The organism is Devosia sp. Micro-HW1, assembly GCF_056341075.1.
This window is the reverse complement of the sequence record NZ_CP094375.1, coordinates 140,875-164,982: the sequence shown is the minus strand read 5'-3', so window position 1 is coordinate 164,982 and position 24,108 is coordinate 140,875. Positions and strand designations below refer to the sequence as shown.

Sequence of the window (24,108 nt, the reverse complement as noted above, 5' to 3'; positions counted from 1 at the left end):
CCTGCCCCATCAGGCGCGTGCGGGGTCCGACGCCAGCGCGAAAAAGACCTGAGCCATGTTGAACATCAATAACCTGACCTATCGCATCCAGGGCCGCGTGCTGCTGGAAGACGCAGCCCTTGTGCTGCCCGACGGGGTCAAGGCCGGCTTTGTCGGCAAGAATGGCACGGGCAAGACCACGCTGTTTCACCTGATCCAGGGCCATATCGCGGCCGATAGCGGCTCGATCGAAGTGAACAAGAAGGCGCGGATCGGCGCGGTGGCGCAGGAAGCGCCGGCCGGCGAGGAGACCGTGCTAGAGGTCGTGCTGGCGGCCGACAAGGAGCGCACGGCGCTGCTGAAAGAGGCCGAAACCGCAACCGACCCGCATCGGATCGGCGACATCCATATGCGGCTGGCCGACATCGATGCGCATACGGCCGAGGCACGCGCCTCGTCCATTCTGAAGGGTCTTGGCTTCGAGCATGACCGGCAGAATGCCCCGACGCGGGAATTGTCGGGCGGCTGGAGGATGCGCGTGGCGCTGGCGGCGGTGCTGTTCAGCCAGCCCGACCTGCTGCTGCTCGACGAGCCGACCAACTATCTCGACCTTGAAGGCACGCTGTGGCTGGAAAAATACCTGGCCACCTATCCCTATACGGTGTTCCTGATCAGCCACGACCGTGACCTCCTGAACAAGGCGGTCAATGCCATCGTGCATCTCGAGCACAAGAAGCTGACCTTCTACAAAGGCAATTACGACACGTTCGAGAGCACCCGTCGCATGCAGATGGAGCTCAACAACAAGCAGCGCGAGAAGACGCTGGACCAGATCGCGCATCTGCAGAAGTTCGTCGACCGGTTCAAGGCCAAGGCGACCAAGGCCAAGCAGGCGCAAGCGCGCGTGAAGATGATCGAAAAGCTGCGACCGCCCGAGGCCATGTTCGACGAGCATGCGGCGCCGTTCCAGTTCCAGCAGCCCAAGGTTGAATTGCCGACGCCGATGATCACGCTGGACAAAGTGTCCACGGGCTATGGCGACAAGGTGATCCTGCGCAATGTGACCCAGCGCATCGACCCCGATGCGCGCATAGCGCTGATCGGCGTCAATGGTAACGGCAAGTCGACCTTTGCCAAGCTCCTGGCGGGCGACATTCCCATCATCGATGGCAGTCTCAAGATCAACAAGAAGCTCGAGATTGCCCATTTTGCCCAGCACCAGATGGACAAGCTCAAGCCTGAGCAGACGCCGCTGGAGCATGTGGCCGAGCTTATGCCGCTCGACAACGAAACCAAGCGGCGGAGCCGGCTGGCCCAGATGGGCCTGACCACCAGCCGCATGGACACCAAGGCCAAGAACCTCAGTGGTGGCGAGCGCGCACGCCTGTTGATGGGTCTCATTACCTTTGGCGGGCCGTCGATGATGATCCTCGACGAACCGACCAACCATCTCGATATCGATAGCCGCGACGCGCTGGTCTATGCGCTCAATGATTATCAGGGTGCGGTACTGATCATCAGCCACGACCGACACCTGATCGAGGCGACCTGCGACACGCTGTGGATCGCCGAGAATGGCACGATCCGCGAGCTGGACGAGGACCTCGACAGCTACCAGCGCAACATTACCTCCAGCAAGGACAAGCCGGGCAAGGGCGCTGCCAATGGCGACGACCGCAAGCAGTCGCGCCAGGAAGCGGCAGCCCGCCGGGCGGAACTGGCGCCACTGAAAAAGAAGATCAGCGATGCCGAAAACAAGATGGGGCGCCTCAAGACCGAAATCGACAAGATCGAGGCGCAACTGGCCGACCCGAGGGTTTACAACGGACCGCCGGACAAGCTGATCGCGCTGGGCAAGGACAAGGCAAGGTTCGCCGGAGACCTTGAGGCGCTGGAAGAAAGCTGGCTGGAGCTGAGCGCGGAGCTCGAAGAGGCGGAAAGGGTTTAGGGGAGGCCGGGTTCGCCGGGTCACCTCCAAGGGCGGAACCGTGTTGCGACAGCTTCGCTTCACCATTCCTGCCACTGTTCTCCACTGTTCTGTTGACTGTGTCGGCTGGCTGGCCTTTGCTGTGGCAAAACAAGCGAGGCCCGAATGACCCGCCTGCCCGCCTTGATCCTGACCGCTCTTATGACCCTGAGCCCCCTGCCCGCCATGGCGCAGGATTTGAGCGGCCTCAGCAAGCAGGAGCGCGCCGATACGCTGCGCTTTGCCGTCAACAACGGGTTGTTCACGCTCTATCATGAAGTGGCGCATCTGCTGATCGACAGACTTGGCCTGCCGGTTCTGGGCAAGGAAGAGGATGCAGCGGACAATATCGCCACCTGGATGCTGCTCGAAAAGAAGACGCCCGATGCCAACCAGGCATTGGAAGACGCCGTGGATGGCTGGGTCCTTACGGGCCTCAGCTATGACGACTATTTCGCGGGGCAGGACTATGTTTCGGGCTACAGCCCCGACCGGCATAGGGCCATGCAGATTGCCTGCCTGATGGTAGGTGCAGACGGCGCCGCCTTCCGTCGCATGGCGCGCGCCTATGACATTCCCGAGGAACGGCAGCAGACCTGCTTTTACGACTACGAGCTGATGGACCAGACGCTCGACCGTCTGCTTGGTGATACCGGAACCGGAACACGGGTCGACGTCACCTATCACGATGGCGGCGCGCGGCTGCGGCTGGCGGAGCGGGTGTTGCGCGGCAGCGGCATCTTCGACGACGTGGCCGAAGAAGTGCGGCAAGGCCACAAGATCAATGGCCGGGTCAAGTTCACGGCGCGGCGCTGCGGCGAGGCCAATGCCTATTATGATGCCTCCACAACCGAGGTGATCTTCTGCTATGAGCTGATGGAGGAATTCATGCAGCTCTATGTCGATGACTTGCCGTATCGTAGCCGCTGAGCGCTGAAGGCCGGGATTGGGCGGGCGCCTCCCGCCCCTGGGGGACTTTTCATGAAGACGATCAAGGCGGTTCTGACCGCCGCTTTGTTGTGCCTGAGCCTTGGCGCGGCACCAGCCCTTGCGCAGGATGACGACCAGGTGCTGGCAGAAGCCATGACCTTTGCCATGCATGACGCGGCATTCACCATGTACCACGAGGTCGGCCACCTGCTCGTGGGCGAACTCGGGCTACCGGTGCTGGGCAAGGAGGAAGACGCGGTCGACGCCTGGGCAACCATCTGGCTGCTGGAATTCGACCAATCCGAGGACAGCTATGACGCGCTGATCAATGCCGCTGACGGCTGGTATTACAATGCGGTCAACTCCACCGGTTCGGGCGTTGAAGACTTCTCCTACTATTCGGACCACAGCCTCGATATCCAGCGCGCCTATGCCATGGTCTGCCTGATGGTGGGCAAGGACATGGATGTATTCGGCGAGACGGCTGACGCCTATGAGATGGACAGCGAACAGCAGGAAGCGTGCGGCTATACCTATGAGCAGGCATTCAGCTCGTGGATGGCGCTGCTGGAGCCGCATCTGAGCGAGGATGACGAAGGTGCCGGGGTCGAGGTGGTCTATGAGGAGGCCGGCGACTATGAGGACTTCGCGCAGTCGCTGAAGGACTATCAGCTGCTCGAATATGTGGCAGAGACGGTGGACATGAGCTTCGACCTGCCGGGGCCGGTGACCATCCGCGCCACCCAGTGCGGCGAGCCGAACGCCTTCTACGACCCCAGCGCCAGCGAGGTGATCTACTGCTACGAACTGGCCGAGCACATGTACTACATGTACCTCTACGACATCATCGGCTGGGGCGACACGGCCAACTGATCGTTTAAGCTGATCTTGACAGTCATGTTATGACGCTCCAGAAACGGGCATCCCTTTTGGAGCGTCAGACATGACCAAGATCAGCCGTCGTACCTTTACCCTGGGCGGTACCGCCCTCGGCCTCGCCGCGGGCCTGCCGAGCATCGCTTTCGGCCAGGAGGTGCGCACCGTCACCACCAAGTACGGCACCTATGACATTCCGGCCAATCCGCAGCGCGTCGTCACCATCGACTCGCGCCTGGACCTGCAGCCGGCCCTGGCCCTGGGTCTTCCCGTCGTCGGCTACGGACATTCCAAGCCCGGCAGCTGGGTTCCGGTGCCCGAGGGGCTCGAATTCTACGGCTCCGAGATCAATATCGAACAGGTGCTGGCTTCTGACCCGGACCTCATCATCTGCGCCGGCTATGATCCGGACAGTGTCTGGTGGCCGGCCAACAAGCTGCGGGAAATCGCGCCGGTCGTTCCCACCGCCAATGACCAGCCGTGGAAGGAGGCGTTCCGCGAACTGGCGACGCTGCTGGGCCACGAGGGCGCGGGCGAGGATGCCATTGCCGAATATGACGCGCTGATCGCCGAGATCAAGGCGAAGCACGGCGACAAGCTCAGCACCAGGACCGTGGTCAGCGTGCAGCCGGCCGAAGGCGTGCTCTATGTGATGAACGGCTCGATGATGCTGCAGACGCAGGTTCTGGCGGACCTGGGCGCCAGGACCATCCCGCCCGGGGCCGACCAGAAGTATGACGCCGGCGAAACGCCGGCCGAGTCCTTCGGCGACGTGCTGGGTGAGGTCGACGGCATCCTGTTGGCCACTACTGCACCCGAGCAGGCCAGCCTGCTCGACAGCCAGGAACTCTGGACCCGCCTGCCCGCCGTTGCCAATGGCGCCCTCGTCGCCTCCAACGGCAATATCAACTATGGCAGCATCTATTCGGCCGTCCAGGTCGCCAGGTTCATCGACGAACTCTACGGCAAGATCGCCTGATCCGTTGCGGCGCGTCCTGCGGGGCGCGCCGTTTCTTCAACTGAAGCCGACATAGCGCCCGGGCCGGTGGTTGAGCGCGACGATCATGTTGAGCACCAGAGCACCCAGGATCGAGTAGATCACCCGGTCCAGCGGCAGGACGAAGAAGGCGATGACGAGGATCACCGCGTCGACGCCGAGCTGGAAATAGCCGGCGCGGATGCCGAAATTCTCCTGCAGGTAGAGCGACAGGATATTGATGCCGCCAACGCTGGCCTTGTGACGGAAGAGCGAGAGAATGCCCAGGCCGATCAGGCCGCCGCCGACCAGCGCCGCGAAGAGCGGATTGATCTGGTCAATGCCGATCCAGCCCGAAATCTGCCCGGAAAAATACGAGACCAGCGCCACGCTGGCCACGGTCTTTGCCGTGAAGGGCAGGCCCATGCGCAGATAGGCCAGCAGGTAGAATGGCAGGTTGATGGCGAAGAACAGCCAGCCGAAAGAAATGCCGGTCATATATTGGAGCAGCAAAGCGAGGCCGGCGCTGCTGCCGGTGGTCAATTGTGCTTCCGTGTAGAAGGCGATGCCGAGCGACACCAGCATGGTGCCGATGAAGATCGCGAATATGTCCTCGTGCAGCAGGTGACGGCTGGGCGTGGAAAGGTCGGGGGTCATGCCTCTGCCTTCTTCTCCCAGCGGCCATTCTGGTCCTGCTGCCAGTAGGTGAGCGTGTTGCTACCCCGTAGCGCGCGCCACGCGTCGCGGGCGGCGGCCACGGCATCGGGATCGTGGCCGGAGAACAGGTAGACCAGGCGCACATAGCCCTCGCCCGATTGCGGCACCGCGCCATCGGCGAAAAAGCGGACGTCAGCGCCATTGGGATTATCCTGCTCCGTGGTGATCAGCACCGGCTGCAGGGCGTCGAGTTCGTCGCCGGCCAGGCCATGGGGCAGAAAACTGTCCTCGCGAAAGGACCAGAGATGGGCGTCGATGGCCTCGGCGCGCTCGCGCGAGCCGACTTCGACCACGGCCCGCCAGCCGCGCTCCAGCGTCTTTTCGAGCAGCAAGGGCATGACCGCTTCGAGCGGACGGGTTTCGAGATGATAGAAAAGGACTTCGGCCATGGGGCCAAACTAGCTGCGGCCGGCGGTTTTCACCAGAGCGTCAGATGCGGATGCGTCATGCGGCAGCGGAGCGCTCAACGCGTCCCGAACCGAGGGGAAGGAACGCCCCCCCGCCACCAGCGCCGCGAACCAGGGGTCGCGGGCGGCGACGGCGACGGCATCGCCCGCCAAAGCGGCAATCCTGAGCTCGATATCCCTGGCCGCCAGTTCGCGATCGAGATCGGCAAACGCCTCCAGGACCGTGACCGAAACGTCCCTCTGCGCGGTCGCATCAACCACCACAACGCGCACCCCCGGCTCTGCTGCCACCTGAACCAGGATTTCCTGTTCGGTCGACTCGGCATTGGCCGTGTAGAGCGGACCGCCAAGCCGGGCGATGAACACCGGACCAAGGCGTTCGCCGCTGACATCCACCCGTGCCAGCGCCTTGAGCACAAGGATCAGCGTAGCCGCCACGCCGACAGCGACGGCTGTGAGCAGACCCGCCGTCATGCCGATGACTGAGGTGAGCATTGCGATCCAGAAGTCACGCCGCGAAATGCGCCACAGGGTGGCAATCGCCTTGATGTCAATCAGGCCGACGACAGCGACGAAAACCAGCGACGCCAGTGTCGCAACAGGCATCAGCGACAGGACCGGTCCGAAAAACAGCCCCACCATGACCGCCAGCGCCGCCGTTACGATGGAAGAGAGCTGCGAGCGGGCGCCGGCATTCTTGTTGACCGCGCTCTGGGAGAAGCCGCCGGCAGCAGGAATGGTGGAAAAGACCGACCCGACCAGATTGGCCGCCGAGGTCGCGAACAGTTCGCGATTGGCGTCGACCGGTGGGTCGCCCGGATCGCGCATGCCCCGCGCCACGGCTGCGGATTCAAGAAATGCCATGACCGATATGGCAAAGGCGCCGGGCAGCAGGGCCGCGATATGGTCGATGGATGGCAGGCCCGGCAGCGGAAAGCCCTGCGGAACCGGGGCGATGAGTCCGATGCCGGCGGCCTGAGGCAGGCCGGTTGCCGCGAGCAGTATCCCCGCTGCAACGACCAGTAGCGGCGCCGGCAGCTTTGGATAGAAGCGCCTGGACAGGAGGAGAGCGGCAATCGAAAACCCGGAGAGCAGCACCGTGGGAAGATTGGCCGAAGGCAGCGCGCCGATAACGGCATTGAGCGAGCGCAGAAAACCTTCTCCCGAGGGTTCGAGATTTTCGCCCATGAGCTTGGGCAATTGTCCCATGGCGACCGTTGCGCCCACGCCGACCTGGACGCCGACAATGGTCGGCCGATTGATGATCTGGATGATCGAGCCCAACCGCAGCAGCCGCGCGGCCAGCAGGATGAGCCCAACGAGCAGCGTCAGGGTGATGAGATCGTGCGGAATGTCATCGGACCCGGCGGTGACGCCGGCAGAGACAAGTGTCGTAGCCGTCAGAGTGGCGATGGTGGACGTGGTCGACACGCTCATGGACCGCGATCCGCCGAGCAGGGCATAGACCAGCATGGGCACAATGCAGGTATAGAGCCCCGCCTGCACCGGAAGGTTGGCAATGGTCGCATAGGCCATGGCCTGCGGGATGACCACGGCGCCGGCCGAAAGGCCCGCAAGCACATCGCGGCCAATCGAGGCGCGTTCATAGCCCTGCATCGTCGGAAGCAGCCACCGTCCTTGCTGGGTGTCGGCGCTCATAGGCAAGCTCCCTGCTCTGCCGTGTGGGCGGGAGCGAGCGGTCGATCCAGGTTGCGTGGAAGGCGATGGTTTGCGACCATGGGCACTGCACCTGTCCCTGCAGTTTTGCGCCAGAGCGTCGCATCCGGCATCTGGGGCGCGCGCTGACGGCGAAGTGCCAGTATGCTCAGGAAAATGTACGGCGCCCCACTTGAACGAGTTGCGCGTGAACGATTGTGCCAGGGCGCGAACTGCCGCAAGGTGCGCGCCGACTCATCCTGGCCCCTTGGCAGACTGGCTCCCCATTTCGCATGAGACGACTGACGCGGTATCTGACACGGCTGTTTGCCACGGACGCACTGATCCTGTTCGGGATCGTGTGTTTCCTGCTCTGGCTGGTCAATTGCCTGCGCTCTTTCGACGTCGTCTCGGTCAAGGGCCAGGGCTTCGGCACACTGGCGGTGCAGGCGCTGTACTCGATGCCGCCGCTGGCCCTGAGCTTTTTCTACATCTGCGTGGGCATTGGCGTGGTGCGCGCATTGACGGCGCTGCAAACCAGCCACGAGCTGCACATCATTCACACCAGCCACGGTCTTGCCAGCCTGTGGCGGGCGGCGGCGGTGACCGGTGGCGGGGCCGTGGCCATGGTGATGCTGTTCGCTCATTTCGTAGAACCGCTGGCCTATCGGCAACTCAACCAGCTTTCGGCGGCCGTGGCGGCCGACCTCGTGAGTTCGACGCTCAAGCCGAACCGATTCACACAGGTGACGCCGGGCGTGATCCTGCTGATCGGCGGACGCGCCGATGGGGGCGAGATCACCAGTTTCTTTGCTGACGACCGCCGGGACCCGGCCACCCGCCGCACCTATATCGCCGAGTCTGCCTGGGTGCGCGGCGTGGGCGACGACTTCGTGCTCGAGCTCAACAACGGCACCTTGCAGTATCTCGAGGCCGACGGCCGCTATTCGGAGATCCGGTTCACCCGTTATGACGTCAGCGTGCAAAGCCTTGCCCAGCAGACGCTCTATGTCGATGCGTTGGCCGAGATGGACAGTGCTGCCCTGATCCAGCGCGGTTTCTCCAATGGCTGGGAGGCCGGCGTCGTGAAGCGGCTGCTCGACCGCTCGGCAGAGGCGCTGCGGGTGATCGGACTGGTCCTGCTGGTCGTGGGGATCGCCGGCTTCCCGAGCGGCAACCGCACCCGGGTGAAGCTGCCGCTGGAAGCCATAGTCATGCTGGTGGCCTTCGGGGAGCGCGGGATCAGCGCCTACAGCCCCTTCGGTGTCGGCACCGGAGCCATCATCCTGACGGCCCTCGCCCTGGCGGTGCTTGCGTGGCGCATGTGGCCGCGCCGGCCCCAACCGGGGGTCATCGCATGATCAGCCGGATCGACCGGGTCGTATTGGCGCGCCTCGCCAGCCGCATCGCTGCGACGGTGTTCATCTTCTACGGGCTGATCGCGCTGGTGGAGTCGCTCGATACGTGGCGCTTCAATTTCGTGGCCGGTCAGCGCGGCACACACATGGCCATTCTGATGGTGGCGATGAGTGCGGTGCGCTGGACCATCAAAACCCTGCCGGTGACCGTGCTGATGGGCGCGATCCTTGGCCTTGTCGACCTCAAGGTCCGGCATGAGCTGACCGTCATCAAATCGAGCGGCATTTCGATCTGGCGGGTCTTGCGAGCCCCGGTCCTGGTGCTGGCGGCAGTCAGCCTTGTCATCGCGCTGGGCGCCGAAACGCTCAGCACGCAGATCAATCGTGACCTCGCCCCGACCCCGCCGGGGCAGGCAGCACAGCTGACCCCGGCCGGCGAGATCTGGCTGGAGCAACATGGCGATGGCGCCAACTACATTCTGATGGCCCGCAGCATGAGCCAGGGCGGCTCGACGCTGGGCGATGTCATCCTGTTCGACCTGGAAGCTTCGGAAATCCCGCGTCTCGAAGCACCCGAAGCGACGCTGGAGGGCGGGAACTGGGTCTTCCCGACCGCGACTGCCCGCACGCCGGACGGGCCGCCGCGCTACCTCGTCAATATCAGGGTGCCTACAACCTCGACGGCTGCCGAAATCAGCCTGAAACTGTCCTCGACCGAGGATATGACTTTCTTCGAGCTGGCGCGCCTGCTGCAACGGGGCGTCAGCGACCCCAGCGTTCGCGCCGCCACGGCCATGCGCGTGATCAAGCTGCTCGCCCTGCCGCTGGTGCTGACCGGATCGCTGATGATCGCCTTCGCCTTTACCGCTGGCTACAGCCGGCGCACCCAGTTCGGGCCCGCAGTGCTCTACGGGATCACGCTGGGATTTATCGTCTTCGTTATCACCGAAATGGCAGACCGCGCGGGCACGACGGGCGTGCTCAATCCGTTCTTCGCGGCTGTGGGGCCGGCGATCGTGGCCATCGTCATCGGCGTGACCGTGCTGCTGCGCCAGGAAGATGGCTGGAACTGAGGGTATACGAGCACCCCCACCCGGCCTCCCCCTGGAGAAGGGGGAGGAGAAGAGCGGCGGGCCCCGCCGGAGATCGGATTTTGGCCGCATTCATCGACCAATTGACAGCGTGGCCACAACGCCCCATTGAAGGCGTTACTCAAGAAGCGGATCCGACAATGACCCTTGCAGACCTCCGGCGCGCCTGTGGCGCCATGTTCATCGGCCTGGCCCTGACCTTCACGGCCGCAGCCCCGGCCATGGCGGCGACTGTCGTCACGGTGAATGGCGAGCCGATCAGCGACCTGCAGGTCGATCAGCGTCTGCGCCTGTTCCGCATGGAAGGCAACAATACCGGCCGCAACGGTGCGCTCGAACAGCTCATCGACGAAGCCGTGCAGCTTCAGGAAGCGCGCCGCCTGGGGATCAACGTCTCCAATTCGCAGGTCGACGAAGCCTTCCTGCAGATTTCACGCAACCTCAATGTCAGCCGCGACAGGCTCCAGGAAATGCTGCTTCAGGGCGGCGTGAGCGGCACCACGCTGCAGGATCGCCTGCGTGCGGCCATTGCCTGGAATGGCGTGGTGCAGAGCGCAGTCGCGCCGCAGGTACAGGTTTCGGAACTGGAACTCGACCAGCAGGCTGCCAGCCAGATCGCCGATTTCCAGACCTTCGACTACATCCTCAAGGAAGTGGTGTTCGTGGGCGGCGGCGGCCGTTCGGGCCAGGCCAACCAGTATCGCTCGAGCTTTGCCGGCTGCGGCACGGCCGTGGAACTCTCGCTGGCCTATAATGACGTTGCCGTCGTCGATGTCGGCCGTCGTCATGCCACCCAGCTGCCGGATGCACTGGCCAAGGAACTGGCAGGCCTCAATGTCGGCGGCATCACCAAGCCGCGTGCTGTCGAAAGCGGGCTTTCGATGCTGGCCGTGTGCGAAAAGGTGCAGGCCCAGGACCTGACCTTCGTCAAGGGTGGCCTGCGCGAGGAAGCTGGTGGCAGCGCCATGGAAGGCGAAGCCGCAAACTATCTCAAGACCCTGCGCAGCCAGGCCAAGATCATCTATCAGTAAGGCCGGGGGCGGCGAGCGCCCGTGACCATCGGCCCATGATCGGGTATTCAGGCGGCCGCAATAGCGGCCGTCTTTCTTTGGGGACCAGTATGTCTGCACCTTTGGCGGTGACCATGGGCGAACCGGCCGGCATCGGGCCGGACCTGCTGCTCGCGCTCTACGCGCAGCGGACCGAGCGTGCCCTGCCGCCATTCCTGGTGTTCGGCCATGTGGGTTTTCTGCGGGCTCGCGCCTTGCGGCTGGGGCTCGACATTGCCGTTGAGGAAGCCTCGCCGGGCTCGGCCGCGACGGTGTTTCCGCGCGCCCTGCCCGTGCATCATATTGCCGGGACTGTCGGCGACCAGCCGGGCACTCCGGACGAAGGCGCAGCGCCGGTCGTCATCGAAGCCATTGCCCAGGCTGTTGCAGCCACCTTGCGCGCCGATTGCCGGGCCGTGGTGACGGCCCCCATCCACAAGGGCGCGCTCTACCAGGCCGGATTCAGACATCCGGGGCACACCGAATATCTGGCAGAACTCTGCGCCAGCAATGGCCAGTCGCCCTTGCCGGTGATGATGCTGGCCCATGAGGACCTCCGCACAGTGCCGCTGACCATTCATGTGCCGATCAGGGATGTGCCCGGGCTCATTACGGCGGACCTCATCGTCGAGACTTTGCGCGTAATGGCGGATGACCTGCGGCGGCGCTTCCACATCGCGGCGCCGCGAATTGCGGTGGCGGGGCTCAATCCGCATGCGGGCGAAGGCGGTTCGATCGGGCGCGAGGATATCGAGATCATTGCGCCGGCCATCGCACGCGCCCAGGCCGAAGGGATCGACGCCATCGGTCCCCTGCCCGGCGACACCCTGTTCTATCCGCCGCACTGGCGGCAGTATGATGCGGTTCTGGCCATGTATCACGACCAGGCGCTGATCCCGATCAAGACGGTGGCGTTCGACGCCGGGGTGAATGTGACGCTGGGCCTGCCCATTGTGCGCACCTCGCCTGACCATGGCACCGCCTTCAGCCTTGCCGGCACCGGCAAGGCTTCTTCTTCCAGCTTCGCTGCGGCCATTGCCATGGCGGACCAAATGACGATGCCAAAGCCATGAGCCAGATCGATAACCTCCCCCCGCTGCGCGACGTCATCGCGACCCATGGCCTCCGGGCCAAGAAGGAGCTGGGGCAGAACTTCCTGCTCGACCTCAACCTGACGGCGCGGATCGCCCGGGTCGGCGGGTCGCTCGAGGGCGTGCGGGTGATCGAGGTTGGTCCCGGCCCTGGCGGGTTGACGCGCGCCCTGCTTGCAGAGGGGGCCCGCGAAGTTGTCGCCATCGAGCGCGATGCGCGCGCCCTGCCGGCGCTGGCCGAGGTGGCCGAAGCCTATCCCGGGCGGCTGACGGTCATCGGCGGCGATGCCATGGAAATGGACTACCGGCTGCTGGCGGACGGGCCGACGCGAATGGTCGCCAACCTGCCCTATAATATCGGGACGCAGCTGCTGACCGGCTGGCTGACCATAGAGCCCTGGCCGCCCTTTTTCGAGAGCATGACGCTGATGTTCCAGCGCGAAGTGGCCGAGCGGATCGTGGCCAGGCCCGGCGATGATGCCTATGGGCGCCTTGGCGTGCTCGCCGGCTGGCGCACGGATGCGCGCATCGCCTTCAATGTGGGACGGCAGGCCTTCGTGCCGCCGCCCAACGTGACCTCGGCCGTGGTGCATCTCGTGCCCAAGCCTGTGGAGGAAGGCCTGCCGGTGAAACTGGTGGAGCAGGTGACCAAGGCCGCCTTCGGGCAAAGGCGGAAAATGGTGCGGCAGTCACTCAAGTCGCTGGGGGTGCCGGTGGAGGGCCTGCTGGCGGCGGCCGGGCTCAAGGGCGACGAGCGGGCCGAGGATTTGCCCATCGAGGCGTTCCTCGCCATGGCGCGGGCACTGCCGGGGCTGCGGTAGCTCTTTCTCCCTCCCCTAGGGGGGAGGGCAGCGTAGCTTGGCCGATAGGCCTTAGCGCAGCTGGGTGGGGTGACGACAAAGCACAGCACCCCCGAGCATTGCTCACCCCACCCTCAGTCCCTCCCCCTCAAGGGGAGGGAGGCGCAAGGACCGAAACTTCGGGTTTTGCCAACGGCTTAACAAACACCAGCCGGATCGCCACCAGCAGCGCCAGCAGCGCGGCGCCGCCGCAGACGAGCATGACGCCGGGCCAGGTCCAGGCGGTCCAGGCGTATCCGCCCAGCGTGCCGAGGATCGAGGCGCCGAGGTAATAAGCCACGAGATACATGGCCGATGCCTGCGCCTTGCCGGTGCGAGCGCGGCGGGTGACCCAGGCACTGGCGACGCCATGTGCGGCAAAGAAACCCATGGTTGCGACGGCAAGGCCGAAAATGATCGCGATGGTGTTGTCGATGAGGGTGACAGCCATGCCCGCACCCATCAGCGCGACGAGGGCCCAGAACACCTTGCGACGCCCGAGGCGCTGCGACAGCGCACCAGCCCAGGTCGAACTCAGGCTGCCCAGCAGATAGACGAGGAAGATGGCCGCGATGGCCGAATGGCTAAGGGCGAAGGGCGGCAGGGCCAGACGGAAGCCGGCATAATTGTAGACCGTCACGAAACTGCCCATGAGCAGGAAGGACGCGGCGAATAGCCAGGGCAGCGCCGCATCGTCGAAGCTGGCGCGGCAGCGACGCCAGAGCTCCGGCAGGCCGATGGGATCGCGCACAAACTGGCGCGGCTTCGGCAACAGCACGGCGACTGCGATGGCGGCGCAGAGGATGAGGCCGGCGAGAATGCCGGTGCCCAGGCGCCAGCCGAGAAAATCGGAAAGCACGCCGGAAATGACACGGCCGGCCATGCCGCCGAGGGCCGTGCCGCCGATATAGAGGCCCATGGAATAGCCTAGGGCGTCGGGCTCCATTTCCTCGGAGAGATAGACCATGGCCACGGCGGGGATGCCGGCGAGGCTGAGGCCCATCAGCGTGCGCAGGGTGATGAGCTGCCACCAGACCTGGGTGAAGGGTAGCAACATGCCCAGAATGGCTGTGGTGAGCAGCGCGCCGACGATAAGGCGGCGGCGCCCGAGCCGGTCGGCGAGCATGCTGGCGGGAATGAGGGCGAAGGCCATGGTAGCCGTGGTTGCCGAAAGGGCGAGAGAGGCCGTGCCAGCATCGCGCACCCAGTATTGCGCAAACATGGGCAGCAGCGGCTGGACCGAATAGAGCGAGGCGAAAACGGAGAAGGCGGAGAGGAAAAAGGCAATGTTGGCGCGGAGGAATTCGGGTGTGCCGCGGCGGATGGCTGGGGGTGGGGTCATGGGGCCCACCTCATCCCTCTCTTACAAGCGGAGAAGGAACACCCCCACCCTTGGTCCTTCTCTCCTCCAATCTCTCCACTGGAGAGATTGGTCCTTCGGCACGGTTCGAAGCCCACAAGGGGGAGGGAGACGATGGACACTGGCGGCTGGTGCCTGCGCCTCCCTCCCCTCGATGGGGAGGGAATGAGGGTGGGGTGACGTCCAACACTCAGCATGTGGACGCCCACCCTAATCCTTAAAGTGAATCAATCTGCGTCTGCAAGTCTTTGACGAAGCTCGTCAAATCCGTCTGACGCTCGCGCTTGAGGCGGGACGCGGCGAGGATCGAGCGCACGTTCTGGACCGACCGTTCCAGATCGTGATTGATGATGACATAGTCGTATTCGGTCGCATGATCGAGCTCGATACGGGCATTGCGCAGGCGCTTTTCGATAGTGCCGACGCTGTCCTGGGCGCGGCGTTCGAGGCGGGCCCGCAATTCCTGGATCGTGGGGGGCAGGATGAAGACGGTCACCATGTCGGCACGGCACTTTTCGTAGAGCTGCAGGGTGCCCTGATAGTCGACATCGAAGAGGATGTCGTTGCCAGCGGCGAGATGCTCTTCGACCTTGGCGCGCGGGGTGCCGTAGAAATTGCCGTGGACTTCAGCGGATTCGAGCAGGCCACCTTCGGCTTCCATGCGCTTGAAGGTGGGAACATCGACGAAATAGTAGTGCGTCCCTTCGACCTCGTCGCTGCGCCGGGCGCGCGTCGTCACCGAGACCGAGAGGCGGATATTGGGATCCTGCTGAAACAGCGAGCGCGAGATGGAGGACTTTCCGGCGCCCGAGGGCGAGGCAATCACCAACATGACGCCGCGACGCTGAAATTCCATGTGTCCGTCTCTACTCGATGTTCTGGATCTGCTCGCGTAGTTGATCGATCAGTGCCTTGAGGTCAAGACCGATGGCTGTAAGCTCCACCGCGTTCGACTTGGAACAAAGCGTATTGGCTTCTCGGTTGAATTCCTGGGCGAGGAAATCGAGACGACGCCCGGCCGGGCCGCCTTCGGCGATGAGCTTTCGCGCCGCTCCGATATGGGCGCGAAGGCGGTCGAGCTCTTCCTGGATGTCCGCCTTGGTGGCAAGAAGCAAAGCCTCCTGGGCCAGCCGATCCGGCGGCAGGGCCAGATCCTGACCCAAAGCGGCAAGCTGATCGCGAAGGCGCGTTTCGATGGCGGCACGGGAGCGGACGGGATGTGTCTCGGCACTGGCGACCAGGGCGGCGATCGAGTCGAGCTGGGCTAGCAGGACCAGGGCGATCTGGGCACCCTCCTGCAACCGCGCGGCCTTCAGCGCATCGATTGCCTCGGCGGCGCAATCGAGGATCAGGGCCTCCAATACATCTTCATCGACCGCCCCTGCCCCATCGTCGGCTTCAAGCACCCCTGGCAGCGCCAGGATCGCTTCGGGCCGCGACACGGCCATGGGCTCCTGCGCGCGCAGCTGTTCAATGGCGGCAAGGACGGTTGCGAGCGCCTGTTGGTTGACGCGCACCTGGCCGCTGGCGCCCCCACGATCAAGCGTGGCCACGAGGTTGATGGAGCCGCGGCTGAGCGCCCTGGAGAGCTGCTGGCGCAGGGCAATTTCGACAGCATCGAGGCCCGTGGCCAGCCGCATGCGCATGTCGAGGCCGCGGCCGTTGACCGATTTCACTTCGATGCGCACCCGCACGGTACCGGCCTGCCGCTCAGCGCGGGCAAATCCGGTCATGCTCGAGAGGGCGCCGGCCACTGTCAGACGTCGCCTTCCGCAGGCTCCGCTTCCGCCTGTTCGGCCTCGAGGGCCTGCCGGGCCGCCTCGGCTTCGCGTTCGGCCTGTGCCTCGGCCTCTATCTCGCGGTAGCGCGCGACATTCTGCTGATGCTCGGCATAGGTCTCGGCAAAGACATGGCCTTCACTGGGTGTCGCGCCCTTGGCGACGAAATAGAGATATTCGTGGGCATCGGGATTGGCGACGGCTCGCAGTGCATCAATACCGGGATTGGCGATGGGCGTGGGGGGCAGACCGTCGATCTGATAGGTATTGTAGGGTGTCGCCTCGTCGATTTCCGAGCGGCGAATGCCGCGGTCGAGCGTCGACTGGCCCTTGGTGATGCCATAGATGATGGTCGGGTCGGACTGAAGGCGCATCGGCACCTGCAGACGATTGACGAAGACGGCCGCGATCTGCGGACGCTCGCTGGCGACGCCGGTTTCCTTCTCGACGATAGAGGCGAGGATGAGCATTTCGGCGGGGGACTGCAGTGGCAGGTCGGCCTGGCGTGTTTCCCATACCTCCGCCAGGGCCTCGGTCATGGCCACCTGCATCTTGTCGAGCACGGACTGGCGGGAATCACCGGGCATGTAGTCGTAGCTGCCCGGCAGGATCGACCCTTCCGGGGGCAATTGATCGATCGTTCCGGTCAACTGGTCATCGGCATTGATGCGATTGACGGCCTGCCAGACAGTCCAGCCCTCGGGAATGGTCACCGCGAAGCGCAACGGATTGCCCTGCGTCAGTTCCTTGAGGATATCCGACATGCTGGAGCCGGCGGGAATGTTGAAATCGCCGGCCTTGACGATAGCGCTTTCCTCGACGCGGCTGCCGAACTGGCTGAAGATCATGGAATTGGTGATGAAGCCCTGCTCCTCAAGGCGCCCGGCCGTGGTCGAGAGCGTATTGCCCGATTCGACCCGGAAAATGCGATCCTCGCTGGTGGGGCCGGTGCCGTAATACTGCGAGGCCACGAAGAAAACCCCGCCTCCGACCACGACAAGCCCGATGACCAGGAGGGTCAGCAGGCCATTGAGTACGTCGATCAAGCCATTGCCCGAGCGGCGGCGGCGCCGGTTCCTGCGGTCGTTCATCTCTTCCCTGTCACTCGCGATTAGAGCCCAGATCAGCTCTGTCATTGTTGTTTTGCCAAACTGTGGCGGGGCGCCGGCATTGTTTGCAATCGCGGCGGGCAAAAACAAGGGGCACATCGCATGGCTAGCGATGTGCCCCCTACAATTTTCATAAAAGTCAGCTGACCTTGCGCATCACCAGCGTGGCATTGGTGCCGCCAAAGCCGAAGCTGTTGGACAGGGCCACGTTGATTTCCTTCTTGAATGCCTTGTGCGGCACGAGATTGATCTCGGTTTCAACGGAAGGATTGTCGAGGTTGAGGGTGGGCGGCGCGATGTTGTCGCGCATGGCGAGCAGGCAGAAGATGGCTTCCACCGACCCGGCGGCACCCAGGAGGTGACCCACGGCCGACTTGGTCGAGCTCATCACCGCCTTGGGCGCAGCATCGCCCAGCACGCGGGTGACCGCGCCCAGTTCGATTTCGTCGCCAAGCGGCGTCGAGGTGCCATGGGCATTGATGTAGTCGATGTCGGATGCCGAGATGCCGGCGCGCTTGATCGCCGCGCTCATGGCGCGGTAGCCACCATCGCCATCGGGCGCCGGTGCGGTGATGTGATAGGCATCGCCCGAAAGGCCATAACCGATCACTTCGCCATAGATCTTGGCGCCACGGGCCTTGGCCCGCTCGTAATCTTCCAGCACGACGATGCCAGCGCCTTCGCCCATGACGAAACCATCGCGGTCCTTGTCATAGGGCCGCGAGGCGGCGACGGGATTGTCGTTGAAGCCGGTCGACATGGCGCGCGCCGCGGAGAAGCCGGCCATTGACAGGCGGTTGATGCAGCTCTCAGAGCCGCCGGCAACCATCACGTCGGCATCGCCCAGGGCGATGAGACGGGCTGCGTCACCAATGGCATGAGCACCGGTCGAACAGGCCGTAACCACAGAGTGGTTCGGACCCTTGAGGCCAAAGCGGATCGAGACCTGGCCCGAGGCCAGGTTGATCAGGCGGCCGGGAATGAAGAAGGGGCTGATACGACGCGGCCCCTTTTCATGCAGCGTGACAGACGCATCATAGATGCCGCCGACGCCACCAATACCCGAGCCGATCAGGACGCCAGTGCGTTCCTGCTCTTCCTGGGTCTTGGGTTCGACACCCGCATCCTGAATGGCCTGCGTAGCCGCAGCCATAGCATAGACTATGAAGGGATCAACCTTGCGCTGCTCCTTCACTTCCATCCATTCGTCGGGGTTGTACTTGCCTTCGGCATAGTCCCCGAGTGGAATACGATGGGCGATCTGGCAGGCAATATCGTCGATCTCGAAATCGTCGATACGCTTGGCGCCACTTTTACCGGCAAGGATGTTGGACCAGGTGGCCTCAACACCACATCCCAGCGGCGTGACTAGTCCCAGTCCGGTTACGACGACTCGGCGCAATTCCATGGTCAGCGGCCTAGCCCCAGCCTTAGCTGGTAGCCTTGGTCAGGAAGGCGACCGCATCGCCGAAAGTCTGGATCGACTCGGCGGCGTCGTCCGGGATCTCGACCGAGAATTCTTCCTCGAAAGCCATCACCAGCTCGACCTGATCCAGGGAGTCTGCGCCCAGATCGTCAATGAAGCTGGCCTTTTCGGTGACCTTCTCGGCATCCACATTGAGGTGTTCCACAACGATCTTGCGGACCCGATCAGCGACATCGCTCATATTTGACTTCCCTTTTTAGAAATCGACGTTTCGTTTCGCTTCTTATTGGCGCAAAGCCAAATCATCAAGCGCACAATTGGTTTGCACAGAGGCAATGTAGGCGGCCTTCCCAGCGCCCGCAAGGCAGGCCGGCACGGGGGACCGGGGCGCGGGGTAACATGTTTCTTTCACCATATCCAGCCGCGTTTTTCCCGGTTTCCAAGGCTTTTGGCCATAAGTTCGCCATGTCTCGTGCGGTTCTCCGGCGCCTGTTCGCGCCGAAGAACAACTAAATCATGGCCATGCCGCCATTCACGTTGAGGGTGTGGCCGGTGATGTACGCGGCAGCATCGCTGGACAGGAATACAGCGCAGCCAGCCACTTCCTGAGCCGTGCCGAGGCGGCCGGCGGGAACAGTGGAGAGGATCGACTCGCGCTGCTTGTCATTGAGTTCGTCGGTCATCGCCGACGAGATGAATCCCGGAGCGATGGAATTGACGGTGATGTTGCGGCTGGCGACTTCATAGGCCAGCGCCTTGTTCATGCCGATAAGGCCGGCCTTGGAGGCCGCATAATTGCCCTGCCCCGGATTGCCCATGACGCCCACGACAGAAGAGATGCCGATGATGCGGCCCCAGCGGGCCTTCATCATGCCGCGCAGGACTGCGCGGTTGAGGTGGAAGGCGGCGGTAAGGTTGACCGCGATGACCTCGTCCCACTCTTCATCCTTCATGCGCATGAAGAGGTTGTCGCGAGTCATGCCGGCATTGTTGACGAGGATGTCGACGCCGCCCATAGCCGCTTCGGCCGCGGGAACGAGCTTGTCGACTTCGTCGAGCCTGGAAAGGTTGGCGGGAAGGATCGGGCAGTCCTTGCCGATTTCGCTGGCCGTATCTTCGAGGGCAGCAACGCGGGTGCCCGAGAGGGCGACGGTTGCGCCGGCAGCGGCCAGGGCCTTGGCGATTTCGCGGCCAATGCCGCCGCTGGCGCCGGTAACCAGGGCGCGTTTACCAGAAAGATCAAACATTTAGGTCTCCTCCGAGGAGAAAGCGATTCAAGCGCTTCAGGCTTTGATTCAGGACTTGAGCTGGGCGACGAGGGCGTCAATGTCGGCCGGAGTGCCAACCGCCTGAGCAGTTGCGTCGGGCGCGATGCGCTTGGCAAGCCCGGTCAGCACCTTTCCTGAACCAAGCTCAATGAGGGTGGTGATGCCGCCTTCGGTGGTCAGCCAGGTGACGCTATCGGTCCAGCGGACGACGCCGGTCACCTGCTCAACGAGACGCTGGCGGATTTCGGCAGGGTCGGAGATGGGGGTTGCCAGCACATTGGCGACCAGCGGGACGACGGGGGCGTTCATCTGCACTTCGGCGAGGGCGGCGGCCATGGCATCGGCGGCAGGCTGCATCAGCGAGCAATGGAACGGAGCGCTGACCGGAAGCAGCAATGCGCGCTTGGCGCCCTTGGCCTTGGCGATCTCGACGGCACGCTCGACAGCTGATGTGGCGCCGGACACGACGACCTGGCCGGGGGCATTGTCGTTGGCGACGTCACAGACTTCGCCCTGCGCCGCCTCGGCCGCGACCGCACGGGCGGTTTCGACATCGAGGCCGAGCAGCGCGGCCATGGCGCCATGACCCACGGGCACGGCCTTCTGCATGGCCTGGCCGCGGGTGCGCAGCAGACGGGCGGCATCGGCGAGACTGAAGGTACCGGCGGCGCAAAGCGCAGAATATTCGCCCAGGGAATGGCCGGCGACGAACTTGGCGTGATCCCTCAGGGAGACACCCTTGCTTTCAAGGACACGGATCACCGCGACCGAGACGGCCATCAGCGCGGGCTGGGCGTTCTCGGTGAGACGCAGGATGTCTTCGGGACCCTCGAACATGGTAGCCGAAAGACGCTCGCCCAGGGCCTCGTCGACTTCCTGGAAAACGGCGCGGGCCTCAGGATAGGCAGCGGCAAGATCCTTGCCCATTCCGACGGCCTGGCTGCCCTGGCCCGGGAAAGTAAATGCGATAGCGGACATGACGCGGTCACCTCTAGCGATTTAAATCTGACAACCCGCAATGGAGCTGCCCGGTTGCGCGGGCTTTGCCGGGAGCTTGTGGCAGAGTCAAGGCTGACGGGCCTTTCCGTGCCGGACGGCTGTGTAAAGCACGATATTTGAGGGAAGTAACGTAGCGGCGGGCGCCGTTGATGTTTTGGGGGTCTCGCAACGCTATCCCTCCCATCCAGACGCGGCTTGCTTCCTGGTCCATGCGAAAAGCACGAACACGTGGGAACCACCCGAGAAAAAGGCGAACTTTTCGCTTCTCAGGGACGTTTCAGGAGTCCAGCCGAAAGGATATGCGATGAAACACCTGCACCCCACGCACGCGCTGCTTGCCTTTACCGCCCTGGTATCGCCAAGCCTGGCACAGAGCCCGGACTCCTATGTGACCGGTGCCAAAGAATTTTCCCAATCTGTTGTGATCAGCGGCCTCGACAATCCGTGGGAAATCACGCTCGGTCCCGATGGAATGCTCTGGACCACAGAGCGTACCGGCAAGCGCATCAGCCGGATTGACCCGGCCACCGGCGAGCAGCAGGAAGCCATCGTCATCGACGAAATTTCGGCACCCGGCGGCCAGGATGGCCTGATGGGCCTGGCACTGCATCCCGAGCTCGGCCAAGGCACGGGAAATGACTTCGTCTATGCGGCCTATACCTATGTGGATGAGGACAAGGGCCCCGATCCGCAAGTGGAAGACGAAAGCAGCCCCTATCACCAGCTCTACACCAAGATCGTGCAGCTCAGCTACAATGAGGAGGATGGCACTCTTGGCGACCCGGTGGACCTGATTACCGGACTGCCGGCAAGCAATGACCACAATTCCGGACGCCTCAAAGTGGGGCCGGACAGCAAGCTCTATTACACGCTCGGCGACCAGGGGAACAACCAGGGCGCAAATGTGTGCCTCGCCATCGAGTCCCAGCGTCTGCCGACGGCGGACGAAGTCAGCAATGAAGACTATGTGGCCTATGTCGGCAAGTCGCTGCGACTCAATCTCGACGGGTCCATCCCCGAGGACAATCCGGAGCTCGATGGCGTGCAGAGCCATGTCTTCACCTATGGCCATCGCAACATGCAGGGCATCGGCTTTGGTCCGGATGGCACGCTCTACGCATCCGAGCACGGCCCGAAGACCGACGACGAGGTGAACATCCTCACATCCGGCGGCAATTACGGCTGGCCCAATGTTGCCGGCTTCAACGACGACATGGCCTATGAACACGCCAACTGGGAGCTGGCGGAGAACCCGCCCTGCGCCGAGACCGAGTTCAGCGAATACGCGATTCCCGACAACGTCCCGCATGAGCCTGAATTGGCCTTTACCGAGGAGATGCAGGACCCGATCGCCACGATGTTCACCGTCCCGACCGGCTGGAACTTCCAGGTCGCGGACTGCAAGGGTACCGATTTCATCTGCTGGCCGACCGTAGGCATCACGAGCATCGAATATTACGAAGGCGGCGACGACCGCATCCCCGGCTGGGGCAAGGTCCTGCTGGCCCCTACCCTCAAGCGCGGCTCCATCTACGTGCTGCCGCTGGACGAGTCAGGCCAGGCGGTGAGTGGCACGGTCGAGCGCTATTTCCAGACCAATAACCGCTACCGTGACGTCGCCGTCAGCGAGGATGGCAAGACCATCTACATCGCCACGGACGCCTCGGGCATTGCAGAGAATGTGGAAGGCGGCACGACCAGCGAGCTGGATAATCCTGGAGAGATCATCGCCTATACCTATGAAGGTGAAGGCGACCCGAGCACCGTGCCCCCGGCAGACGAGCAATCCCTGCGGGGTCAGGGCGACCAGGCGCAGGCCGCCGAAGAAGGCGAGGGTGAGGCCGCGTCAACGGACACTGATGACGCAGCCGCAGCCGACCTGCCCAGCTTCACCGAGGACCAGGTGGCGCAGGGCAAGACGGCCTACAATGCCAGTTGCTCGGTCTGCCACGGCGACACGCTGACCAACAATACCTATGGCCCGCCGCTGGCCGGCCAGTTTTTCCAGGAAAACTGGGAAGGTCAAACGGCAGGAGACCTTGTAGCCAAGGCCCACACCATGCCCCCGTCGGCTCCGGATTCGCTGTCGGATGAGGTCTATGCAGCACTGGCCGCCTATATTCTCTCGGTCAACGGCCTCGAGGCAGGCGAAGAACCGCTTACCCAGGACTCGACCGGCACGATCCAGTTCCCCTAGACCGAAAGCGCATCAGCGAAAGGCCAACTGGCCTTTCGCTTCCTGCCCGGACAGGCCCTACCCTTGCGTTCCATCCGCCTTTCCCCTATAGGGGCGCCAGCAATTCGTTTGGCCGGGGGCTGAACGGAGGGTTTTTTTCATTCATGACAAGGCGCGAGCCTTGCTTGGGAAAAACAGGATCTGTACGCAGATCCGGCCTCCCGTGTTCCCGCTCTTTGCAAGACTGCTTTGACGCCTTTCCGGCTTCGAAGGGGCTCCGCGCCAGGGATTTGCTGAGTATGAAACTCGAAAGGAAGGCGCATCAATGGCCCTCTACGAACACATCTACCTCGCTCGCCAGGACGTTTCCCAGCAGCAGGTCGAAGAGCTTACCGCAAACCTGACCGAAGTGCTCGGCCAGGGCGGCGGCAAGGTCACCAAGAACGAATACTGGGGCCTCAAGGGTCTCTCCTACCGCATCCGCAAGAACCGCAAGGCTCACTACACCCTGCTCAATATCGAAGCGTCCCCGGCCGCCGTTGCCGAAATGGAACGCCAGATGCGCATCAATGAAGACATCCTGCGCTTCATGACCGTGCGCGTTGACGAGCTGGAAGAAGGCCCGTCTGCGATGATGCAGAAGCGCGATCGCGACGACCGCGAAGGTGGCGGCCGTCCCGGCGGCGACCGTGGCGGTTTCTCCGGCGAACGCCGTCCGCGCCGCTTCTAAGACAAGGAACGAGAAAAATGGCTATCAAAGACCTTACCACTTCCCAGGCCCGCCGCCCGTTCCAGCGTCGTCGCAAGACCTGCCCGTTCTCGGGTGAGGGCGCACCGAAGATCGACTACAAGGACGTGCGCCTGCTGAGCCGCTACGTCTCCGAGCGCGGCAAGATCGTGCCGAGCCGCATCACCGCCGTTTCTGCCAAGAAGCAGCGTGAACTGGCCCGTGCCATCAAGCGTGCCCGTTTCATCGGCCTGATGCCCTACGCGGTTCAGTAAAACAGTGGCCGCCTGATTGCCGTCATTGCCCGGCTTGACCGGGCAATTCAGCAAG

General features: G+C 63.5%; 23 protein-coding genes. 12 read left to right on the top strand and 11 right to left on the bottom strand.

Going from position 1 to position 24,108, the window contains the following annotated elements; translation table 11 throughout:
- Positions 1 to 55: 55 nt before the first annotated feature.
- The 4 genes from MQW79_RS00745 to MQW79_RS00730 all read left to right on the top strand — a co-directional run bounded on the left by MQW79_RS00745 (position 56) and on the right by MQW79_RS00730 (position 4,730).
- The gene (locus MQW79_RS00745) at positions 56 to 1,927 is read left to right on the top strand and encodes an ABC-F family ATP-binding cassette domain-containing protein (RefSeq protein ID WP_476586238.1); all 1,872 of its coding nucleotides are present in this window, start codon (positions 56 to 58) and stop codon (positions 1,925 to 1,927) included.
- Between the two features lie 144 nt (positions 1,928 to 2,071).
- Positions 2,072 to 2,875: a DUF4344 domain-containing metallopeptidase gene (locus tag MQW79_RS00740; RefSeq protein ID WP_476586237.1), complete on the top strand. Its 804-nt coding sequence runs from the start codon at positions 2,072 to 2,074 to the stop codon at positions 2,873 to 2,875.
- Between the two features lie 51 nt (positions 2,876 to 2,926).
- Positions 2,927 to 3,748, top strand: a complete 822-nt coding sequence (locus MQW79_RS00735; protein WP_476586236.1) for a DUF4344 domain-containing metallopeptidase — start codon at positions 2,927 to 2,929, stop codon at positions 3,746 to 3,748.
- 70 nt (positions 3,749 to 3,818) lie between these two features.
- On the top strand, positions 3,819 to 4,730 hold the full coding sequence (locus MQW79_RS00730) for an ABC transporter substrate-binding protein (protein WP_476586235.1): 912 nt from the start codon (positions 3,819 to 3,821) through the stop codon (positions 4,728 to 4,730).
- 36 nt (positions 4,731 to 4,766) lie between these two features.
- Here the strand turns inward: MQW79_RS00730 and MQW79_RS00725 are convergent, their stop codons facing one another.
- The 3 genes from MQW79_RS00725 to MQW79_RS00715 are packed head-to-tail and all read right to left on the bottom strand — an operon-like array spanning position 4,767 to position 7,510.
- Positions 4,767 to 5,384: a DUF6198 family protein gene (locus MQW79_RS00725; RefSeq protein ID WP_476586233.1), complete on the bottom strand. Its 618-nt coding sequence runs from the start codon at positions 5,382 to 5,384 to the stop codon at positions 4,767 to 4,769.
- Positions 5,381 to 5,833 carry a DNA polymerase III subunit chi gene (locus MQW79_RS00720; protein ID WP_476586232.1) on the bottom strand — a complete coding sequence of 151 codons (453 nt, stop codon included), beginning with the start codon at positions 5,831 to 5,833 and terminating at the stop codon, positions 5,381 to 5,383. The genes MQW79_RS00725 and MQW79_RS00720 overlap by 4 nt, the downstream gene beginning before the upstream one ends.
- A gap of 9 nt (positions 5,834 to 5,842) precedes the next feature.
- On the bottom strand, positions 5,843 to 7,510 hold the full coding sequence (locus MQW79_RS00715; RefSeq protein ID WP_476586231.1) for a SulP family inorganic anion transporter: 1,668 nt from the start codon (positions 7,508 to 7,510) through the stop codon (positions 5,843 to 5,845).
- Positions 7,511 to 7,800: 290 nt separating this feature from the next.
- On the opposite strand from MQW79_RS00715, the gene MQW79_RS00710 reads away from it, so the two are divergent.
- The 5 genes from MQW79_RS00710 (at position 7,801) to rsmA (ending at position 12,917) form a co-directional block, all read left to right on the top strand.
- Positions 7,801 to 8,868 (top strand): LptF/LptG family permease, encoded by a 1,068-nt coding sequence (locus tag MQW79_RS00710; RefSeq protein WP_476586229.1) that lies wholly within the window; start codon positions 7,801 to 7,803, stop codon positions 8,866 to 8,868.
- The gene (locus tag MQW79_RS00705) at positions 8,865 to 9,938 is read left to right on the top strand and encodes an LptF/LptG family permease (protein WP_476586227.1); all 1,074 of its coding nucleotides are present in this window, start codon (positions 8,865 to 8,867) and stop codon (positions 9,936 to 9,938) included. Before MQW79_RS00710 ends, MQW79_RS00705 begins: the two co-directional genes overlap by 4 nt.
- Positions 9,939 to 10,096: 158 nt before the next feature.
- Positions 10,097 to 10,987: a peptidylprolyl isomerase gene (locus MQW79_RS00700; RefSeq protein ID WP_476586226.1), complete on the top strand. Its 891-nt coding sequence runs from the start codon at positions 10,097 to 10,099 to the stop codon at positions 10,985 to 10,987.
- Positions 10,988 to 11,076: 89 nt separating this feature from the next.
- Positions 11,077 to 12,078, top strand: a complete 1,002-nt coding sequence (pdxA, locus tag MQW79_RS00695; protein ID WP_476586225.1) for a 4-hydroxythreonine-4-phosphate dehydrogenase PdxA — start codon at positions 11,077 to 11,079, stop codon at positions 12,076 to 12,078.
- A complete protein-coding gene (rsmA, locus tag MQW79_RS00690) occupies positions 12,075 to 12,917 on the top strand; it encodes a 16S rRNA (adenine(1518)-N(6)/adenine(1519)-N(6))-dimethyltransferase RsmA (protein WP_476586224.1) in 843 nt (280 codons plus the stop codon). Before pdxA ends, rsmA begins: the two co-directional genes overlap by 4 nt.
- 127 nt (positions 12,918 to 13,044) lie before the next feature.
- On the opposite strand, the gene MQW79_RS00685 is transcribed toward rsmA, so the two are convergent.
- The 8 genes from MQW79_RS00685 to fabD form a co-directional block, all read right to left on the bottom strand.
- Positions 13,045 to 14,277, bottom strand: coding sequence for an MFS transporter (locus MQW79_RS00685; protein WP_476586222.1), 1,233 nt, complete (start codon positions 14,275 to 14,277; stop codon positions 13,045 to 13,047).
- A 235-nt stretch (positions 14,278 to 14,512) separates the two neighbouring features.
- A complete protein-coding gene (gmk, locus tag MQW79_RS00680; RefSeq protein WP_476586220.1) occupies positions 14,513 to 15,151 on the bottom strand; it encodes a guanylate kinase in 639 nt (212 codons plus the stop codon).
- Positions 15,152 to 15,161: 10 nt separating this feature from the next.
- Complete coding sequence (locus tag MQW79_RS00675; RefSeq protein ID WP_476586218.1) at positions 15,162 to 16,049, bottom strand: YicC/YloC family endoribonuclease; 888 nt, start codon at positions 16,047 to 16,049, stop codon at positions 15,162 to 15,164.
- A gap of 2 nt (positions 16,050 to 16,051) precedes the next feature.
- Positions 16,052 to 17,164: an endolytic transglycosylase MltG gene (mltG, locus tag MQW79_RS00670; RefSeq protein ID WP_476586217.1), complete on the bottom strand. Its 1,113-nt coding sequence runs from the start codon at positions 17,162 to 17,164 to the stop codon at positions 16,052 to 16,054.
- A 157-nt stretch (positions 17,165 to 17,321) separates the two neighbouring features.
- A complete protein-coding gene (fabF, locus tag MQW79_RS00665; protein ID WP_476588268.1) occupies positions 17,322 to 18,584 on the bottom strand; it encodes a beta-ketoacyl-ACP synthase II in 1,263 nt (420 codons plus the stop codon).
- Positions 18,585 to 18,612: 28 nt separating this feature from the next.
- Positions 18,613 to 18,849, bottom strand: coding sequence for an acyl carrier protein (locus MQW79_RS00660; RefSeq protein ID WP_046103861.1), 237 nt, complete (start codon positions 18,847 to 18,849; stop codon positions 18,613 to 18,615).
- A gap of 268 nt (positions 18,850 to 19,117) precedes the next feature.
- Complete coding sequence (gene fabG / locus MQW79_RS00655; protein ID WP_476586215.1) at positions 19,118 to 19,855, bottom strand: 3-oxoacyl-[acyl-carrier-protein] reductase; 738 nt, start codon at positions 19,853 to 19,855, stop codon at positions 19,118 to 19,120.
- Between the two features lie 48 nt (positions 19,856 to 19,903).
- On the bottom strand, positions 19,904 to 20,854 hold the full coding sequence (gene fabD / locus MQW79_RS00650) for an ACP S-malonyltransferase (protein ID WP_476586213.1): 951 nt from the start codon (positions 20,852 to 20,854) through the stop codon (positions 19,904 to 19,906).
- Between the two features lie 325 nt (positions 20,855 to 21,179).
- Here fabD and MQW79_RS00645 point away from each other — a divergent pair, with 325 nt between their 5' ends.
- From MQW79_RS00645 to rpsR, 3 genes are all read left to right on the top strand, one after another.
- Positions 21,180 to 23,072, top strand: a complete 1,893-nt coding sequence (locus tag MQW79_RS00645) for a glucose/sorbosone family PQQ-dependent dehydrogenase (RefSeq protein ID WP_476586212.1) — start codon at positions 21,180 to 21,182, stop codon at positions 23,070 to 23,072.
- Positions 23,073 to 23,376: 304 nt separating this feature from the next.
- Positions 23,377 to 23,781 carry a 30S ribosomal protein S6 gene (gene rpsF / locus MQW79_RS00640; protein ID WP_476586211.1) on the top strand — a complete coding sequence of 135 codons (405 nt, stop codon included), beginning with the start codon at positions 23,377 to 23,379 and terminating at the stop codon, positions 23,779 to 23,781.
- Positions 23,782 to 23,798: 17 nt separating this feature from the next.
- Positions 23,799 to 24,053 carry a 30S ribosomal protein S18 gene (gene rpsR / locus MQW79_RS00635; RefSeq protein ID WP_067450285.1) on the top strand — a complete coding sequence of 85 codons (255 nt, stop codon included), beginning with the start codon at positions 23,799 to 23,801 and terminating at the stop codon, positions 24,051 to 24,053.
- Positions 24,054 to 24,108: the final 55 nt, after the last annotated feature.

Excerpts from the sequence above, each read along its gene's own strand:
- pdxA (WP_476586225.1), top strand. The coding sequence starts at position 11,077 with ATGTCTGCACCTTTGGCGGTGACCATGGGCGAACCGGCCGGCATCGGG.
- MQW79_RS00745 (WP_476586238.1), top strand. The coding sequence starts at position 56 with ATGTTGAACATCAATAACCTGACCTATCGCATCCAGGGCCGCGTGCTG.
- MQW79_RS00730 (WP_476586235.1), top strand. The coding sequence starts at position 3,819 with ATGACCAAGATCAGCCGTCGTACCTTTACCCTGGGCGGTACCGCCCTC.
- MQW79_RS00710 (WP_476586229.1), top strand. The coding sequence starts at position 7,801 with ATGAGACGACTGACGCGGTATCTGACACGGCTGTTTGCCACGGACGCA.
- MQW79_RS00720 (WP_476586232.1), bottom strand. The coding sequence starts at position 5,833 with ATGGCCGAAGTCCTTTTCTATCATCTCGAAACCCGTCCGCTCGAAGCG.
- rpsF (WP_476586211.1), top strand. The coding sequence starts at position 23,377 with ATGGCCCTCTACGAACACATCTACCTCGCTCGCCAGGACGTTTCCCAG.
- MQW79_RS00725 (WP_476586233.1), bottom strand. The coding sequence starts at position 5,384 with ATGACCCCCGACCTTTCCACGCCCAGCCGTCACCTGCTGCACGAGGAC.
- MQW79_RS00735 (WP_476586236.1), top strand. The coding sequence starts at position 2,927 with ATGAAGACGATCAAGGCGGTTCTGACCGCCGCTTTGTTGTGCCTGAGC.
- mltG (WP_476586217.1), bottom strand. The coding sequence starts at position 17,164 with ATGAACGACCGCAGGAACCGGCGCCGCCGCCGCTCGGGCAATGGCTTG.
- MQW79_RS00645 (WP_476586212.1), top strand. The coding sequence starts at position 21,180 with ATGAAACACCTGCACCCCACGCACGCGCTGCTTGCCTTTACCGCCCTG.
- gmk (WP_476586220.1), bottom strand. The coding sequence starts at position 15,151 with ATGGAATTTCAGCGTCGCGGCGTCATGTTGGTGATTGCCTCGCCCTCG.
- MQW79_RS00660 (WP_046103861.1), bottom strand. The coding sequence starts at position 18,849 with ATGAGCGATGTCGCTGATCGGGTCCGCAAGATCGTTGTGGAACACCTC.
- MQW79_RS00715 (WP_476586231.1), bottom strand. The coding sequence starts at position 7,510 with ATGAGCGCCGACACCCAGCAAGGACGGTGGCTGCTTCCGACGATGCAG.
- MQW79_RS00685 (WP_476586222.1), bottom strand. The coding sequence starts at position 14,277 with ATGACCCCACCCCCAGCCATCCGCCGCGGCACACCCGAATTCCTCCGC.
- rsmA (WP_476586224.1), top strand. The coding sequence starts at position 12,075 with ATGAGCCAGATCGATAACCTCCCCCCGCTGCGCGACGTCATCGCGACC.
- fabG (WP_476586215.1), bottom strand. The coding sequence starts at position 19,855 with ATGTTTGATCTTTCTGGTAAACGCGCCCTGGTTACCGGCGCCAGCGGC.
- MQW79_RS00700 (WP_476586226.1), top strand. The coding sequence starts at position 10,097 with ATGACCCTTGCAGACCTCCGGCGCGCCTGTGGCGCCATGTTCATCGGC.
- MQW79_RS00705 (WP_476586227.1), top strand. The coding sequence starts at position 8,865 with ATGATCAGCCGGATCGACCGGGTCGTATTGGCGCGCCTCGCCAGCCGC.
- MQW79_RS00740 (WP_476586237.1), top strand. The coding sequence starts at position 2,072 with ATGACCCGCCTGCCCGCCTTGATCCTGACCGCTCTTATGACCCTGAGC.
- fabD (WP_476586213.1), bottom strand. The coding sequence starts at position 20,854 with ATGTCCGCTATCGCATTTACTTTCCCGGGCCAGGGCAGCCAGGCCGTC.
- rpsR (WP_067450285.1), top strand. The coding sequence starts at position 23,799 with ATGGCTATCAAAGACCTTACCACTTCCCAGGCCCGCCGCCCGTTCCAG.